The organism is Thioclava sp. ISO4 (assembly GCF_058105145.1).
The window spans coordinates 3,701,374-3,715,025 of the sequence record NZ_CM176571.1 but is presented as its reverse complement, the minus strand read 5'-3'; the positions used below and the strand labels follow the sequence as shown (position 1 = coordinate 3,715,025).

Genomic DNA, 13,652 nt, shown 5'->3' with positions numbered 1-13,652 from the left:
CGTGGCGGGATTCGAGGGAAGCTACATGGGCGCCAATGACCGGATTTCCGATCAGGCGATCATGGAATGCAAGATCTGCTGGACGCCTTACGATCCGGCGGAGGGCGACGATTTTCGTCAGGTCCTGCCCGGCACGCCGTTCTCGATGCTGCCCGAGGACTGGCATTGCCCTAATTGCGATGCGCCGAAAGAGCAGTTCATGGTGCAGACCGATCCGGGTGCGCCCGCGATGCTGGAAGCGCGCCGGATCGAGGAACAGGTGGCCAAGCTCACCGCCGATTTCCGCGAGGTCTGGCATTCGAAAATGCGCGACGTGCCCTTGGTGAACAAGGCGCTCTCGGTCGAGCCGGTGGGCTTCGTCTCCCATGACGGGCGCGGGCTCGGTGTGCTCGTCAGCCCGTGGTTCATGAACCTGATCATGTTGCCGCGCGAGGACGAGGACTGGTCGGCGCTGGTCCCCGGCGCCAAGGAAAACATCGACTTCCCGTCCGGCACGTACGAGTTCATCCATAACGTCCGCGAGATGGGCGGCGGCTACAAGGCGTGCTCGCTCTTTTCACCGATGGGCGATTTCCAGACGCAGATGCAGGCGACCGATGTCGCCCGCGCGATCATGATGGAGCTGTTCAAGGACGAGAACCGCGCCGAGACGGATCGCAAATCCGAAATTCGTGCCGGTCGCGAGGCCGAGCTTGCCGCGGTCGAGGAGGCGGAGGCTGCGCAGGCGGCGGAAGATGCGCGCGTCGAGGAGATGGCGCAACCGACCCGGCGCAAGCTGATCTCGGCCGGTCTGGCCGAGGATGCGCCGTGTGACGCGGCGGATGACGCGGAATGAACCAGACGCTCGGCATAACCATTGCGCGCGACGGCGCTCGGCTGAAGGCGGTGCTTGCGCTGCCCGCGCCGAGCCCGGTCGAGGCGATGATGCTGGGCAAGACGCCCGAAGAGGTGGCGGAACTGATGCCCCGCCTGTTCAACCTGTGCGGCATGGCGCAGGGCCTCGCGGTGCGGCTGGCGACGGGGCTGGAGACCGCCGGATGCGACCCGCGGCGCGAGATTTTGCGCGACCATCTCTCCAAGCTATGCCTGCGCTGGCCCGCGCTGATCGGTTACGACCTGATGTCGCTGCCTGCGGAGTGGTCGAAGGGCGGCGCGGCGTTGCAGCGCTGGATCTGGGGCGGTGCGCGGCCCGCGCAGCTCGCGGATTGGCTGAGTTCCGGTGCGGGGATCAGCCCGCTTCTGGCCGCGATCGCGGAGCGCTTCGCGCCGGGCGAAGCAGTGGCCGATCTGCCCGATCAGTCGCAGCCTCTCTCGCTGGTGCCGCAGGAAAATTCCGCCGCCGGCCGAGTGCGCGACGCCGATCTGATGCGTCAGGCCGAAGCGCGCTACGGCCGCGGGCCGCTCTGGCGGGCGCTGGGGCGTGTGGTCGATCTGGATCGGCTGTGCTTCGATCGGCCACCCGCGCGCCATATCGCGCCGGGCGTGGCCTCGGTCGCGGCGGCGCGTGGCGCCTATACTTTGCAGGTCAGACTGAGCGGTGGCCGTGTGAGCGCGCTCACGCGGATCACGCCGACCGATCATCTGACCGTGCCCGGCGGGATGTTGCAGAGCAGCTTGGAGACCCTGCCTGCAGAGAAAGCTTCTTTGGCGAGCTTGGTAGTGGACATACTCGATCCCTGCGTGCCAGTTCTGATGCGGGAGGTCGCCGATGCATGAGATGTCGATCGCCGAAGGCATCCGCGGCGTGATCGAGGATGCGGCCAAGGCCAACAGCTTTTCGCGCGTGACCACGTTGCGGCTCGAAATCGGGCGCTTCGCAGGCGTCGAGAAGCGCGCGCTGGAATTCGCCTTCGACGTGGTGATGCGCGGCTCGCCCGCGGAAGGCGCGGAATTGCAGATTATCGACATTCCCGGCAAGGCGCTCTGCTATGATTGCGCGGAGACTGTGGAAATCGAACATCGACTGGACCCTTGCCCGAACTGCGGCGGCGGCAAATTGCTGGCGCAGGGCGGCGAGGAGATGCGGATCAAGGATATGGAGGTGCTCTGATGTGCACGGTGTGCGGATGCAGCGGACATAGCGTGGAAGATCAGTTCCGCGCCCATCTGGAAAAGAGCGGTCAGGCTGTGCCGAAAGCGACGCCTCTGGCGGTACTCGCGCAAGGAGCCCCGACGGCGCCTGCACCCACGCAGGGCCATCATTCTCACGATCACGCCCCCCACCATCACCACCACGACCATGGCGATATCCATATCGGCCTTGGGGCGGCAGGCACCGAAGTGCCGGGCATGAGCCAGGAACGTCTGATCGAGATCGAGACCGATATCCTGTCGAAAAACAATGATTTCGCCGGGAAGAACCGGGCGCGACTGGCGCAGAAGGCTATCTTCGCGACCAATCTCGTCTCCTCTCCCGGCTCGGGCAAAACCACGCTCCTGTGCCGCACGATCGAGATGCTGGGCGCTGCGCCGCTCGCGGTGATCGAGGGCGACCAGCAGACCACCAATGACGCCGACCGCATCCGCGCGACCGGGGCGAAGGCCATTCAGGTGAACACCGGCAAGGGCTGCCACCTCGACGGGCGCATGGTCGAGACCGCGCTCGACCGGCTCGCGCTGCCCGAAGGGTCGCTTCTGTTCATCGAGAATGTCGGCAACCTCGTCTGCCCCGCCGCCTTCGATCTGGGCGAGGATGCGAAGGTCGCGATCCTGTCGGTCACCGAGGGCGAGGACAAGCCGCTGAAATACCCGGACATGTTCGCCGCCGCCGGTCTCGCGATCCTCAACAAGACCGATCTGGCGCCCTATTGTGATGTCGATCTCGATCTCTACGAGGCGAATATCAAGCGCGTGAACCCGGAGATCGAGGTGCTGCGCGTTTCCGCCCGCACGGGCGAGGGGATGCAGGCCTGGCTCGATTGGCTCAAGCGCGGGCTCGACCGGAAGGCCGCGTCATGACCGGCTCGACCCCGGCCATCCTCCTCGTCGATGACGAGCCCCATTCGCTTCAGGCGATGAAAATGGCGCTCGAGGACGAGTTCGAGATCCTCACGGCGCCGGGGGCTGAAGAGGCGATGGCCGTGCTCGAAGAGGAATGGGTGCAGGTGATCTTCTGCGATCAGCGCATGCCCGGCCGCTCGGGGGTCGATTTCCTTACCGAGGTGCGCGAGCGTTGGCCGGAAACCGTGCGCATCGTCATCACCGGCTATACCGACAGCGCCTCGATGGTCGCCGCGATCAATGATGCGGGCATTCACCAGTTTATCGCCAAACCCTGGCATCCCGAGCAGTTGCTGGCCGTGGCCCGCAATGCCGCGCGGATGTTCCAGCTGTCGCGTGAGAACGAGCGGCTGACGCTGGAGATGCGGTTCCTCAACTCGACCACCGAGACGCGGGTCGAGAAGCGGCGGCGGTCCTTGCGCGAGGGCATGGGGTTCGAGACGATCCTGCGCTCGCCCAATTCCGCGATGAACGCGGCGGTCACTCTCGCGCGGCAATATGCCAGCTTTGACGTGCCGGTGTTGATGACGGGCGAGCCGGGCACAGGCAAGACTCAGATGGCCCGCGCGATGCATTACGGCTCGCTGCGCTCGGAGAAGCCATTCTACGAATTGAACATTTCCGGCATGCCGGAAGATCTCGCGATGGTCGAGCTGTTCGGCGCCAAGCGTGGCGTGCTGCCTGGCGGCGTGGCCAAGATCGGGCTCGCGCAGAAAGCCGATCGCGGCACGCTCTATCTGGCGGGGATCGAGGGCGCGAGCCCGGCGTTGCAACTCGCGCTGCATCGGATGCTGCGCGACGGGACCGTGACGCCCGTGGGCGGGCAGGAGGCGGTCTCGACCAATCTGCGGCTGATCGCGGGCGCGTCGGGCGACCTGCGCGCAGGCGTCGCCGAGGGGCGGTTCCGCACCGATCTTTACTATGCGCTGAGCCTTGGCGAGATCGCGATCCCGCCGCTGCGCGCGCGGCGCGGAGATGTCGCGATGCTGGCGCAGGCGATCCTTTCGGAGGTCGCGACGAGCCACGGCAAGCCGGTGATGGGCTTCGAGGCGGCGGCGCTGGAATTTCTGGAGAATTACGACTGGCCCGGCAATCTGCGCGAACTGACCAACGAGGTCACGCGGATGCTGATCTTCGCGCAGGACAACGTGCTGGGCGCAGAGCTGATCTCGCGTCACATCCTGCAGGCCGATCCGTCGGATGAGGGCGCCGACCGCGCCGCCGAGGACGTGATGACCGCTGAGGGCACGCTGAAGGACCGGATCGAGCTGATGGAGATGCGCATCCTGCGCGAGACGCTTACCCGCAACCGCTGGAACAAGAGCCGTGCGGCGGCCGAACTGGGCCTGTCGCGCGTGGGCCTGCGGGCGAAACTGGATCGTTACGGCATCGCCGACCCGTCGGTGGCCACCGAGGAGGAGAGTGACTGATGTGTTTGGGTATTCCGGGCCAGATCGTGGCGATCACCGATAAGACGCGCCAGATGGCGATGGCCGAAGTGTCGGGCGTGCGCCGCGAAGTGAACGTGGCCTGCGTGGCCGAGGGCGCGCTGGAGGGGCTCGTAGGCCAATGGGCGCTGATCCATGTCGGTTTCGCGATGAGCCTGATCGACGAGGACGAGGCCGAAAAGACGCTGATCGCGCTGCGCGATCTTGGCGAGGCGCAGGAGGCGCTGGAACAGATGGCCGCGGGCGACGCCGCGCTGGCAGGGGAGTGAGGCAGATGAAATTCGCATCCGAATTCCGCGATCCGAAAGCCGCCAAGGTGCTGCTGGCCGAGATCGCCAAGGTGGCCGATCAGATCGGCGCGACGAAGGACAAGCCCGTCCACATCATGGAGGTCTGCGGCGGGCATACCCATTCGATCTTCCGCTACGGGCTCGACAAGCTGGTCCATGAAGGCATCGAGTTCATCCACGGCCCCGGCTGCCCGGTCTGCGTGCTGCCGCGTGCGCGGGTCGATGAGTGCATCGAGATCGCCGAGCGGGAGGGCGTGATCTTCACCACTTTCGGCGACGCGATGCGTGTGCCGGGCACGAAGAAATCGCTGCTGCAGGCGAAGGCCGACGGCGCGGATATCCGCATGGTCTATTCGCCGCTCGACGCGCTGGAACTGGCGCGCCGTAATCCGGAACGCGAGGTCGTGTTCTTTGGCTTAGGGTTCGAGACCACGACCCCCTCCACGGCGCTTGCGATCCAGCAGGCCGCGCGCGAGGGGCTGGGGAATTTCTCGGTGTTCTGCAACCACATCACCGTGCCCGAGCCGATCAAGGCGCTGCTCGATGATCCGCATATGTGCCTCGACGGGTTCATCGGGCCCGGCCATGTCTCGATGGTGATCGGAATCCATCCCTACGATTTCATCGCGCAGGATTACGGCAAGCCGATCGCGGTGGCAGGCTTCGAACCGCTCGATCTGCTGCAATCGGTGTTGATGGTGCTGCGCCAGATCGCGGAAGGGCGCGCCGAGGTCGAGAACCAATATGCCCGCGTCGTGCCCGAGCATGGCAATCCGGTCAGCCTTGCGGCGATCGACGATGTCTACGAGACGCGACCGTCGTTTGAATGGCGCGGCTTGGGCGAGATCGACAAGTCAGGGCTGCGCATCCGCGCGCAATACGAGGCTTTCGACGCCGAGGAGAAATTCGGCATCGGCTATGCCACGGGGAAGCGCGAGATCGAAGAGGCCGAGGGCTGCGCCTGCGGGCAGGTGATGACGGGGCGGATGAAGCCGGTGGAGTGTCCGCAATTCGGGCGTGGCTGCACGCCGGAAATGCCGCTTGGCGCACTGATGGTGAGCTCCGAAGGTGCCTGTGCGGCCTATTGGCAATATGGCGGCGCGCGCGCTGTCGAGCCGGCGGAGTAAGGGGGGCGCTGCCCCCGTCGCCGGAGGGCGACAGTGATTGAGGGAAGAGGGGGCTCCGCCCCCGCGGCTTTGCCGCTCCCCCGGGATATTTGAACCAAGGCGAAGGTAGGTAGAATGGCTCTGCGCGACGAGCGGGTGACGCTGGCCCATGGCGGCGGCGGCAAGGCGATGCGGGATCTGATCGAGGAGGTGTTTACCTCGGTCTTCGCGCCGCCCGGCATGGAGGATCAGGCGCGGCTGCAGGCCGAGGCGCTGGCCGAATCGGGCGCGCGGCTGGCCTTTACGACCGATAGCTATGTCGTTACGCCCATCGAGTTTCCGGGCGGCGATATCGGCAAAATTGCGGTTTGCGGCACGGTGAATGATCTGGCGGTGGGGGGCGCGAAGCCGCTCTGGCTTTCGGCCGCCTTCATCATCGAGGAAGGGACCGAGATCGCGCTGCTGCGCCGGATCGTGGCGACGATGGCGCGCGAGGCAGAGGCAGCGGGCGTAAAGATCGTCACCGGCGATACCAAAGTGGTCGGGCGCGGGGCCTGTGACGGGGTGTTCGTCACCACGGCAGGCGTCGGCGTGATCCCCGGTGGGGTCGAGATGGCCGCAGGGCTGGTCGCGCCCGGCGATGTGGCGATCGTGAACGGGGTGCTGGGCGATCACGGCGCGACGATCCTCGCCGCGCGGGGCGATCTGGCGCTGTCGAGCGCGATCGAGAGCGATTGCGCCGCTCTGGGGCATCTGATGGCGGATGTGCTGGCGGTGGCGCCGGGTGCGAAGGCCGCGCGGGATTTGACACGGGGCGGGCTGGCCTCGGCGCTCAACGAGATTGCGGAAGCCGCGGGCTGCGGGATCGAGATCGCCGAGGACGCGTTACCGCTGCGCACCGAGGTCGTCGGGATGTGCGAGATCCTCGGGCTCGATCCTTTGTATCTGGCCAATGAGGGGCGGCTGGTGGTCTTCGTTCCCGAGGCCGAGGCCGAGGCGGCGCTGGCCGCGATGCGCGCGCGCCCCGAAGGGGCCGGGGCGGTGATCGTGGGCCGTGCCGTCGAGGGGCATAAGCAGGTGCGGATGACCACGGCGTTTGGCGGCCAGCGCATCGTCGATATGCTGGTGGGCGAGCAACTGCCGCGTATCTGCTAAAGCGTCCTCAGCAGGGTGCGCAGGGTGTTTGCGGCGGTGCTCAGCGCCCGTTCGTCGAAGGCGGCATAGCCCAAGAGCAGGCCCTGCGGCGGGTCGGGCAGGCGCGCATGGGCGGAGAGCGCGCGCAGCGTGAGGCCCGCCTCTTTGGCGCGCTCGGATATCGCACGGTCGCCCAGAGGGGCGAGGGCCGGGCCGAGCCCCGCGCAGAGATGCATTCCCGACGGGTCGGGCTGAAGCTGGAGATAGTCCTCCAGCCCCGCCAGTTCGCCCAACAGGTGACGCTGGCGCCTCGCGTAGTGGCGGCGCATCCGCCGCAGATGGGTCGCGAATTCGCCGCTCTCCATGAAACTCGCCAGCGCCGGTTGCGGAACCATCGAGACCCGTGATCCGGTCGTCGCAATCGCGTCGCGCATCGGGGTTAGCAGCCGCTCGGGCAACACCAAATAGCCGATCCGCAGCGCCGGGCTGAGCAGTTTCGAGAAGCTGCCCATATAGATCACGCGCTGCAGCCCATCGAGCCCTGCCAGCGCCGGCAGCGGCTGGCCGCGATAGCGGAACTCGCTGTCGTAATCATCCTCGACGATCAGCGCATCCCGCGCGCGCGCCCAGTCAAGCAGCGCCAGCCTGCGCGTCAGCGGCATCGCGATCCCGGTCGGGAAATGGCGCGAGGGGGTGATCGTGACCGCGCGGGTCTCGGGCGGCAGATCGGCGGGATCGAGCCCCTCGGCGTCGATGCGCACCGGGCGCTCGGTGATCCCGCTTGCGGCCAGCACATGGCCCATCGTCGCCCAGCCGGGATCTTCGGTCGCCATCAGCGCGCCGGGGGGCAGCGCCGCCCGCGCGATCAGGTCGAAACCGTCCCAGGCGCCGCCGGTGATCACCACCTGTTCGGTCGCGCAGTCGAGGCCGCGCCATGCCGCGAGGTGGTCGCGGATCGCCTGCCGCAGCGGCGGCCAGCCGAACGGGTCGGGCCGGTCGAGAAGCGCGGGATCGGGATTGCGCCATGCCCGTTCGAGGTGGCGCGCCCAGAGCCTGTGCGGGAACAGCGCCTGATCGGGCAGGCCGGGCTGAAAGGGGTGCCACGTCTGTGCCGCGTGCGACTGAGAATGTGGTGCGTCCCGCGGCGCGGGCGGTGCGAGATGGGGCAGGTCCTCGGCCACATAGGTGCCGCCGCCGGGGCGGGTGTTCAGGTAGCCCTCGGCGATCAGCTGATCATAGGCGGTGGTCACCGTCATGCGCGAGACCGACAGCTCCTCGGCCAGAGCGCGGCTTGGCGGCAGGCGCTCTCCGGCTGCGGCCGGATCGGCGCGCAGCATCTCGCGCAGCGCTTGGGTGAGCTGCGCGTGCAGCGGCAAGCCGGAGCGGCGATCCAGCGACAGGCCGAAGAGGGCGGCGTTCAGATTGGACTGGTGCATTTTGGCGAAACTGGACATGTTTTCCTATCCAATAGGGCGGTATCGCTGCCGGGACAAGATAGACCCGCTTTGAGTAAGAGCCCCATGACCGAGACCCTTCCCGTGACCGACCGTTCCCGCCTGCGCCGCCTGCATGAGCGCGGTCATTTCGACCGCGAGACGATCAACGCGATCCTCGATGCGCAGCCGATGTGCCATGTGGGCTATGTCCGCGACGGCAAACCCTACGTGACGCCGACCATGCAATGGCGCGAGGGCAATCACGTCTATTGGCATGGCTCCTCGGCGAGCCGCGCTCTGCGCAGCGAGACGCAGGCCGAGGTTTGTCTGACGGTCTCGATCCTCGACGGGTTGGTGCTGGCGCGCTCCGGGATGCATCATTCGCTCAATACGCGCTCGGTGATGCTCTACGGGACCGCGTTCAAGGTGGAGGATCCGGCGGAGAAACTGCAGAAGCTCGGGACGTTCGTGAACCACCTCTATCCGGGGCGATACGAGATGCTGCGCCCCGATCACGCGCAGGATCTGAAGGCGACGACCGTGCTGGGGATGGAGATCGCCGAGGGCGCCGCGAAGATCCGCACCGGCGGGCCGAGTGACGACGAGGAGGATTACGCGCTGCCGATCTGGGCCGGGGTGATCCCGATCCGAATGGAGGTGGGCGCCCCGATCCCCGATCCGCGCAACCTCGACGGTGTCGAGATGCCCGCGCATGTGCGCAATTTCCGCTATGGCGGTTAATTGGCCGAGGCGATCTGGTCCAGCTCTCTCAGCCGCATCTCGTAGAAATAGGTGAGGCAGTCGATCAGGCTGCGGAATTGCAGGGGATCGTTCGTGTCGATCCCGCCCGGACGACAGGCGCGGTCGCGGATCTTGAGCCAGTGCCGCTGGCTCTGCTTCGTGCCCTCTGCGTCCTTGGCGACGGCGCGCGGGTAGAGCTTGCCCAGCACCCCGTCGAGCTGGCCGAGCGGGCGGATCAGGCAGATCACCTCCGCCGCCGGATCGAGCTTGCCGGTGCAGTCGAAGCTGGGGCCGGTGACATCGGGGAATTGGGCGAGGGTCGGGGCGAGCTCTTCGGAGGGCTCGATGGCGGGGAAGTTGTTCCAGACGCCGTCGGGGCCGAGGATCGTGAAATCGTTGATCGGGTAGGGGCCTTTGTAGTCGAGCACATCGCGCTGCGTGGCTGTCGTCCCGTCCATCGTGAGAAACGTATCGTTGGCATGGATGTCGATATTGTAGGTTTTGACATACCAGCGCCCGTCAGCGTCCTTGAATACGTTGCAGTCGACGCGGCCGGGGCCTGAGAGCTTCGCTTGCAGGTAATAGGAGTCGTCGCCCGCCGCGGGCAGCAAGACATTCGACGTGAGCGGGCCGATCTTGGATCTCAGCAGCCGAGGACGGGAGCCGCCGGAGGTTTTCAGGCCTTCTTCTGTCGCCTGTCCGAAGCTTGAGTAACGTGACCACAAGCGGATCAGGCCGCGCTCCGGGATGGCCTCTGAAGATACTGGCGGGCCAGTCATCACCCGGCGACCGGTATTTGCGAACACCACGAATTCGCAGGCATTTATGGCGCCCAGAATGTCCACATTGGCCGGGTTCGGGGCGCGGTCGGCAAGGACAGTCGTCTTGGTCTGATCGAGCCGGTTATAGGAATTGATCAGCAGGAACTGCTCGCTCAGCGGCCTGTCGTCGTCCTTCTGATATTTCTTGCCGATCATTTCGAAGACGAAGCCCGGAGCGATATTCCATGTCCCCATCCGCTTCGTGAGTTCGTTGATGGCGTCCTGAGCCTGCGCGTAGAATTGCGTGGCGATCTGATTGCCGAGCGTGCCCGAAAACGGCGTGCCATCGGGGATCATCAGCGTATTCGAGAGGCTCGAGAATGGCGCGTGAAACCCGACGACGCCCTCGGTGTGAACGTATCGCGCGTTCCACATCGGGTAGCCGCGCAGCATCCGCTCAGAGCCGCCCAGAAACGCGATCGCACAGGCCGAGAGGCACCGGTCGCCCTTGCCGACGAATGTGGCGAAGCCGCGGATCGAGTCGGAGAGTTTGAGGCCCTCGTAGAAATCGCCGCCGTCGCTGTCGAGAGAGACGACGACGGGGCGCATATTTACCCCGCCCGAAATCGGATCGAAGATCTCGCTGGCCTTGTCGGTGATCAGGTTTCTGAATGTCTCTGCGTCGCCCGGTGTGATTTCGCCTCTGATATGAATGTGCAAGGCGTTCTTGAAGTCGAAGCTGTCGCCCGGCTTGGTTCCGGTGGCCATATTCGCGCCGACATAGGGCAGCACGAACTCATCCGTGATCGGCGGCGCCCAGTCTATATCGGCGGCGAGGGCCGGTGGGGCGATGCCGAGGGTAGCCAGCAGGGCGAGGGCGGGGATCAGTCGTCGCATCTGGCCTCCACGAAGTGCTGCAGGCCGGTCCCGAGGCCGGCGGTGCCGAAGGTCTCGCGGACTTGGGTGAGGGGACCTTGGTAGAGGTCGGCGAAATTCGCCGCGTAGCCGCAGAAGTAATCCGTCGCGATCTGCGCGTCGCAGCGCTTGGTCGCGACGCACAGCTCGACCTGATCGAAGAAATTCGCCATTTCCGAAACGGCGGCGAATTGCTTCTGGCGTTGCGGCGCCGGTTGTCTTTGAAACAGCAGATCGAGGAAGTTCCGCCGCTGCGCCGGGGGGATGCCGCCATCGACGGCCGTCACCTTCGCCAGATCGTCCGAGTTCTGCCACCAGAATTGCGCAAGTTCGCGGCGTGCGCGGCCCGCATATTCGAGGTCGGAAAACCGCGCGACCATTTCGAGCGAGAGATCAGCCTTCCGGTCCTCGCGCCATTGGAAGACTTGCCAGCCGGTGAAGCCGAGGGCGATGATCGTGGCAGCCCACGACCCCGCTTCGATGATCCGTAGCAGGCTTATGCGCTCACGGAACGCGGCTTCGGGCGAAGCGGTGGTATCCGTTTCAGGCGCGTCGGAGGGCGCATTGGGGGCGTCTTCGGCAGGGGGCGGCGTTTGCCCTGCGCTCACTGCGGGCATCCCGAGAAATCAAGCTCCGCCACCGGGATCTCGGTCGTCTCGTCGAGCTTCGCGAGCTGCTTGCGCGCGACGCGGTCAAACTCGTCGTGCAGGCATTCGAGCTGCGCGCGGGTCAGCACGAGCACCGCCGCCTTGGGATTGGCGGGGATGACCGCGCCGGATTTCAGCCGTGGAAGGCCTTCGGAGTCGATGGCGGAATTGCGGCTCGTCCCCTTTGCGATCTCTGCGGCGGACGGGTCGAAAATCCCGTCCTTGCAAAAGCCCACGAACAGGATCGAAGGGAAGTCACGCTCGAGATACTCGCGCGCATGATCGCGCAGGCATTCGGCCTGATCCCAGCGCAGGGCGGGGTTCTCAGCGGAGCCTTGGGCGAATGCTGCGCCCGTCGATGCGAGGGCGATCCCTGCCGCGGCAAGGATCGGAAAGGCAGAAAACTGAAACGACGCAACGAACATGACGATGATCCGAACCGAGTTGAACCATTTCAACAGGCTAACAAATCGGAGGGATTCGGCAAAGCGCGGCGGGGGCGGGGAGAAACATGCTCGGGCATTGCGCGGAGCTGTCGGTTTTTGTTCGGTTCTGGTCGAATCGCGCAAAAAGGCGCTTCACAAAATCGTGAGCAATAGATCGGCCTATCTTCGAGAAACTTCGAAATTCCTATGAAAAATAGGGATTGAGGAGGCACGGCTCGGCATCGGGTAACGCGACCGAGCGTCAAAGCGAAAACGAAATCACTCTCTTGTTTTGTTCCTGTTACATCCGCACACTACGCCGCGTAGCGCGGAGGCTTCGCTTGGGGCCTCAGATCCATCCAACAATGAATCCCGCTACATATGGGAGGAAGACATGAAGAATTTTGCACTCGGTGCGGCGCTTGCGTCGGCCTCGATCATTGCGCCCTTCACGGCCAATGCAGCGACGGAAATCCAGTTCTGGCACGCCTTTACCGGCCGTCTCGGCGAGCTCGTCGATCAGCAGGTCAAGGACTTCAATGCCAGCCAGGACCAGTATGAGGTCGTGGCGACCAACAAGGGCAACTACTCGGAAACGCTGAACGCCGGGATCGCCGCGTTCCGCGCCGGTGAGCAGCCCGACATCCTGATGGTGTTCGAGGTCGGCACGGCGACGATGATGGCCGCCAAGGGCGCGATCAAGCCGGTCTATCAGGTGATGGCCGACGCGGGCGTCGACTTCAATCCCGACGATTATATCGGCGCGGTGAAGGGCTACTACACCACCACCGACGGCAAGATGCTGTCGCTGCCCTTCAACTCCTCGACCCCGGTTCTCTGGGTCAACCGCGACATGCTCGACGAGGCAGGCGTGGCCAAGGATGCGCCGCTGACCACCTGGGAAGATGTCGGCAAGGTGCTCGACCAGCTGAAGGCCTCGGGCGTCGATTGCCCGATGACCACCGCATGGCAGAGCTGGATCCAGCTCGAGAACCTCTCGGCCTATCACAACGTCCCGTTCGCCAGCCAAGAGAACGGCTTCGCCGGTCTCGACGCGAAGCTGGAATTCAACGGCCCCGTTCAGGTCAAGCATATCCAGACGCTGGGTGACTGGGCCAAGAAGGGCGAGTTCATCTACAAGGGCCGCCGCAACGAAGGTGGCGCCGACTTCCGCGCCGGCACCTGCGCGCTCTTCACCGAGAGCTCGGCCGGCTACGCGGGCATCAAGTCCGAAGCCAAGTTCAACTTCGAAGTGCACCCGCTGCCCTATTGGGGTGACGTGGACGGTGCGCCGCAGAACACCATCATCGGGGGCGCTTCGCTCTGGGTGATGTCGGGCAAGGATGACGACCACTACAAGGGTGTCGCCGAGTTCCTGAGCTATCTCTCCTCGCCGGAAGTGCAGGCGAAGTGGCACCAGGACACCGGCTATCTGCCGATCACCAAGGCTGCGGCTGATCTGACCCGCGAGCAGGGCTTCTATGACGCGAACCCCGGCACCGATGTGGCCGTGAAGCAGATGACCGCGAATGCGCCGACCGAGAACTCGAAGGGCATCCGTCTGGGCAACTTCGACCAGATCCGCGGCATCATCGACGAGGAACTGGAAGCTGTCTGGGCCGGTGACAAGACCGCTCAGGACGCGCTCGACAACGCGGTGGAGCGTGGCAACCAGCTGCTGCGCCGCTTCGAGCAAGCCAACCGCTAACCCAAATCCGGCCGCGGGCAGGCGAGACCTGCCCGCGGCTA

The 13,652-nt window shown here is 65.4% G+C and carries 14 protein-coding genes; 10 read left to right on the top strand and 4 right to left on the bottom strand.

The window, feature by feature from the left end:
* Position 1: 1 nt before the first annotated feature.
* The 8 genes from AC2TZ7_RS18110 to hypE all read left to right on the top strand — a co-directional run bounded on the left by AC2TZ7_RS18110 (position 2) and on the right by hypE (position 6,999).
* The gene (locus AC2TZ7_RS18110; protein ID WP_489866845.1) at positions 2-835 is read left to right on the top strand and encodes a [NiFe]-hydrogenase assembly chaperone HybE; all 834 of its coding nucleotides are present in this window, start codon (positions 2-4) and stop codon (positions 833-835) included.
* Positions 832-1,716, top strand: coding sequence for a hydrogenase expression/formation protein HupK (locus AC2TZ7_RS18105; RefSeq protein WP_489865264.1), 885 nt, complete (start codon positions 832-834; stop codon positions 1,714-1,716). The genes AC2TZ7_RS18110 and AC2TZ7_RS18105 overlap by 4 nt, the downstream gene beginning before the upstream one ends.
* Entirely contained in the window at positions 1,709-2,050 is a 342-nt protein-coding gene (hypA, locus tag AC2TZ7_RS18100) for a hydrogenase maturation nickel metallochaperone HypA (protein WP_489865263.1), read from the top strand. Before AC2TZ7_RS18105 ends, hypA begins: the two co-directional genes overlap by 8 nt.
* Positions 2,050-2,958, top strand: a complete 909-nt coding sequence (gene hypB, locus AC2TZ7_RS18095) for a hydrogenase nickel incorporation protein HypB (protein WP_489865262.1) — start codon at positions 2,050-2,052, stop codon at positions 2,956-2,958. Before hypA ends, hypB begins: the two co-directional genes overlap by 1 nt.
* Positions 2,955-4,430, top strand: a complete 1,476-nt coding sequence (locus AC2TZ7_RS18090; protein WP_489865261.1) for a sigma-54-dependent transcriptional regulator — start codon at positions 2,955-2,957, stop codon at positions 4,428-4,430. Before hypB ends, AC2TZ7_RS18090 begins: the two co-directional genes overlap by 4 nt.
* Entirely contained in the window at positions 4,430-4,717 is a 288-nt protein-coding gene (gene hypC / locus AC2TZ7_RS18085; protein ID WP_489865260.1) for a HypC/HybG/HupF family hydrogenase formation chaperone, read from the top strand. The genes AC2TZ7_RS18090 and hypC overlap by 1 nt, the downstream gene beginning before the upstream one ends.
* 5 nt (positions 4,718-4,722) lie before the next feature.
* The gene (hypD, locus tag AC2TZ7_RS18080; RefSeq protein ID WP_489865259.1) at positions 4,723-5,865 is read left to right on the top strand and encodes a hydrogenase formation protein HypD; all 1,143 of its coding nucleotides are present in this window, start codon (positions 4,723-4,725) and stop codon (positions 5,863-5,865) included.
* Between the two features lie 114 nt (positions 5,866-5,979).
* Positions 5,980-6,999, top strand: a complete 1,020-nt coding sequence (gene hypE, locus AC2TZ7_RS18075; RefSeq protein WP_489865258.1) for a hydrogenase expression/formation protein HypE — start codon at positions 5,980-5,982, stop codon at positions 6,997-6,999.
* Here the strand turns inward: hypE and pdxR are convergent.
* Positions 6,996-8,432 (bottom strand): MocR-like pyridoxine biosynthesis transcription factor PdxR, encoded by a 1,437-nt coding sequence (gene pdxR / locus AC2TZ7_RS18070; RefSeq protein WP_489865257.1) that lies wholly within the window; start codon positions 8,430-8,432, stop codon positions 6,996-6,998. The genes hypE and pdxR overlap by 4 nt on opposite strands.
* Before the next feature lie 66 nt (positions 8,433-8,498).
* Here pdxR and AC2TZ7_RS18065 point away from each other — a divergent pair, with 66 nt between their 5' ends.
* The gene (locus AC2TZ7_RS18065) at positions 8,499-9,155 is read left to right on the top strand and encodes a pyridoxamine 5'-phosphate oxidase family protein (RefSeq protein WP_489865256.1); all 657 of its coding nucleotides are present in this window, start codon (positions 8,499-8,501) and stop codon (positions 9,153-9,155) included.
* On the opposite strand, the gene AC2TZ7_RS18060 is transcribed toward AC2TZ7_RS18065, so the two are convergent.
* The 3 genes from AC2TZ7_RS18060 to AC2TZ7_RS18050 are packed head-to-tail and all read right to left on the bottom strand — an operon-like array spanning position 9,152 to position 11,903.
* Complete coding sequence (locus AC2TZ7_RS18060; RefSeq protein ID WP_489865255.1) at positions 9,152-10,813, bottom strand: hypothetical protein; 1,662 nt, start codon at positions 10,811-10,813, stop codon at positions 9,152-9,154. The genes AC2TZ7_RS18065 and AC2TZ7_RS18060 overlap by 4 nt on opposite strands.
* Positions 10,801-11,439, bottom strand: coding sequence for a hypothetical protein (locus AC2TZ7_RS18055; protein WP_489865254.1), 639 nt, complete (start codon positions 11,437-11,439; stop codon positions 10,801-10,803). Before AC2TZ7_RS18055 ends, AC2TZ7_RS18060 begins: the two co-directional genes overlap by 13 nt.
* Positions 11,436-11,903 carry a hypothetical protein gene (locus AC2TZ7_RS18050; RefSeq protein ID WP_489865253.1) on the bottom strand — a complete coding sequence of 156 codons (468 nt, stop codon included), beginning with the start codon at positions 11,901-11,903 and terminating at the stop codon, positions 11,436-11,438. Before AC2TZ7_RS18050 ends, AC2TZ7_RS18055 begins: the two co-directional genes overlap by 4 nt.
* A gap of 394 nt (positions 11,904-12,297) precedes the next feature.
* Here AC2TZ7_RS18050 and ugpB point away from each other — a divergent pair, with 394 nt between their 5' ends.
* A complete protein-coding gene (ugpB, locus tag AC2TZ7_RS18045) occupies positions 12,298-13,611 on the top strand; it encodes a sn-glycerol-3-phosphate ABC transporter substrate-binding protein UgpB (RefSeq protein ID WP_489865252.1) in 1,314 nt (437 codons plus the stop codon).
* Positions 13,612-13,652: the final 41 nt, after the last annotated feature.

Bases quoted from the DNA above. Each gene is read 5' to 3' on its own strand.
- AC2TZ7_RS18105 (WP_489865264.1), top strand. From the start codon at position 832: ATGAACCAGACGCTCGGCATAACCATTGCGCGCGACGGCGCTCGGCTG.
- hypA (WP_489865263.1), top strand. From the start codon at position 1,709: ATGCATGAGATGTCGATCGCCGAAGGCATCCGCGGCGTGATCGAGGAT.
- hypB (WP_489865262.1), top strand. From the start codon at position 2,050: ATGTGCACGGTGTGCGGATGCAGCGGACATAGCGTGGAAGATCAGTTC.
- AC2TZ7_RS18090 (WP_489865261.1), top strand. From the start codon at position 2,955: ATGACCGGCTCGACCCCGGCCATCCTCCTCGTCGATGACGAGCCCCAT.
- hypC (WP_489865260.1), top strand. From the start codon at position 4,430: ATGTGTTTGGGTATTCCGGGCCAGATCGTGGCGATCACCGATAAGACG.
- hypD (WP_489865259.1), top strand. From the start codon at position 4,723: ATGAAATTCGCATCCGAATTCCGCGATCCGAAAGCCGCCAAGGTGCTG.
- hypE (WP_489865258.1), top strand. From the start codon at position 5,980: ATGGCTCTGCGCGACGAGCGGGTGACGCTGGCCCATGGCGGCGGCGGC.
- pdxR (WP_489865257.1), bottom strand. From the start codon at position 8,432: ATGTCCAGTTTCGCCAAAATGCACCAGTCCAATCTGAACGCCGCCCTC.
- AC2TZ7_RS18065 (WP_489865256.1), top strand. From the start codon at position 8,499: ATGACCGAGACCCTTCCCGTGACCGACCGTTCCCGCCTGCGCCGCCTG.
- AC2TZ7_RS18060 (WP_489865255.1), bottom strand. From the start codon at position 10,813: ATGCGACGACTGATCCCCGCCCTCGCCCTGCTGGCTACCCTCGGCATC.
- AC2TZ7_RS18050 (WP_489865253.1), bottom strand. From the start codon at position 11,903: ATGTTCGTTGCGTCGTTTCAGTTTTCTGCCTTTCCGATCCTTGCCGCG.
- ugpB (WP_489865252.1), top strand. From the start codon at position 12,298: ATGAAGAATTTTGCACTCGGTGCGGCGCTTGCGTCGGCCTCGATCATT.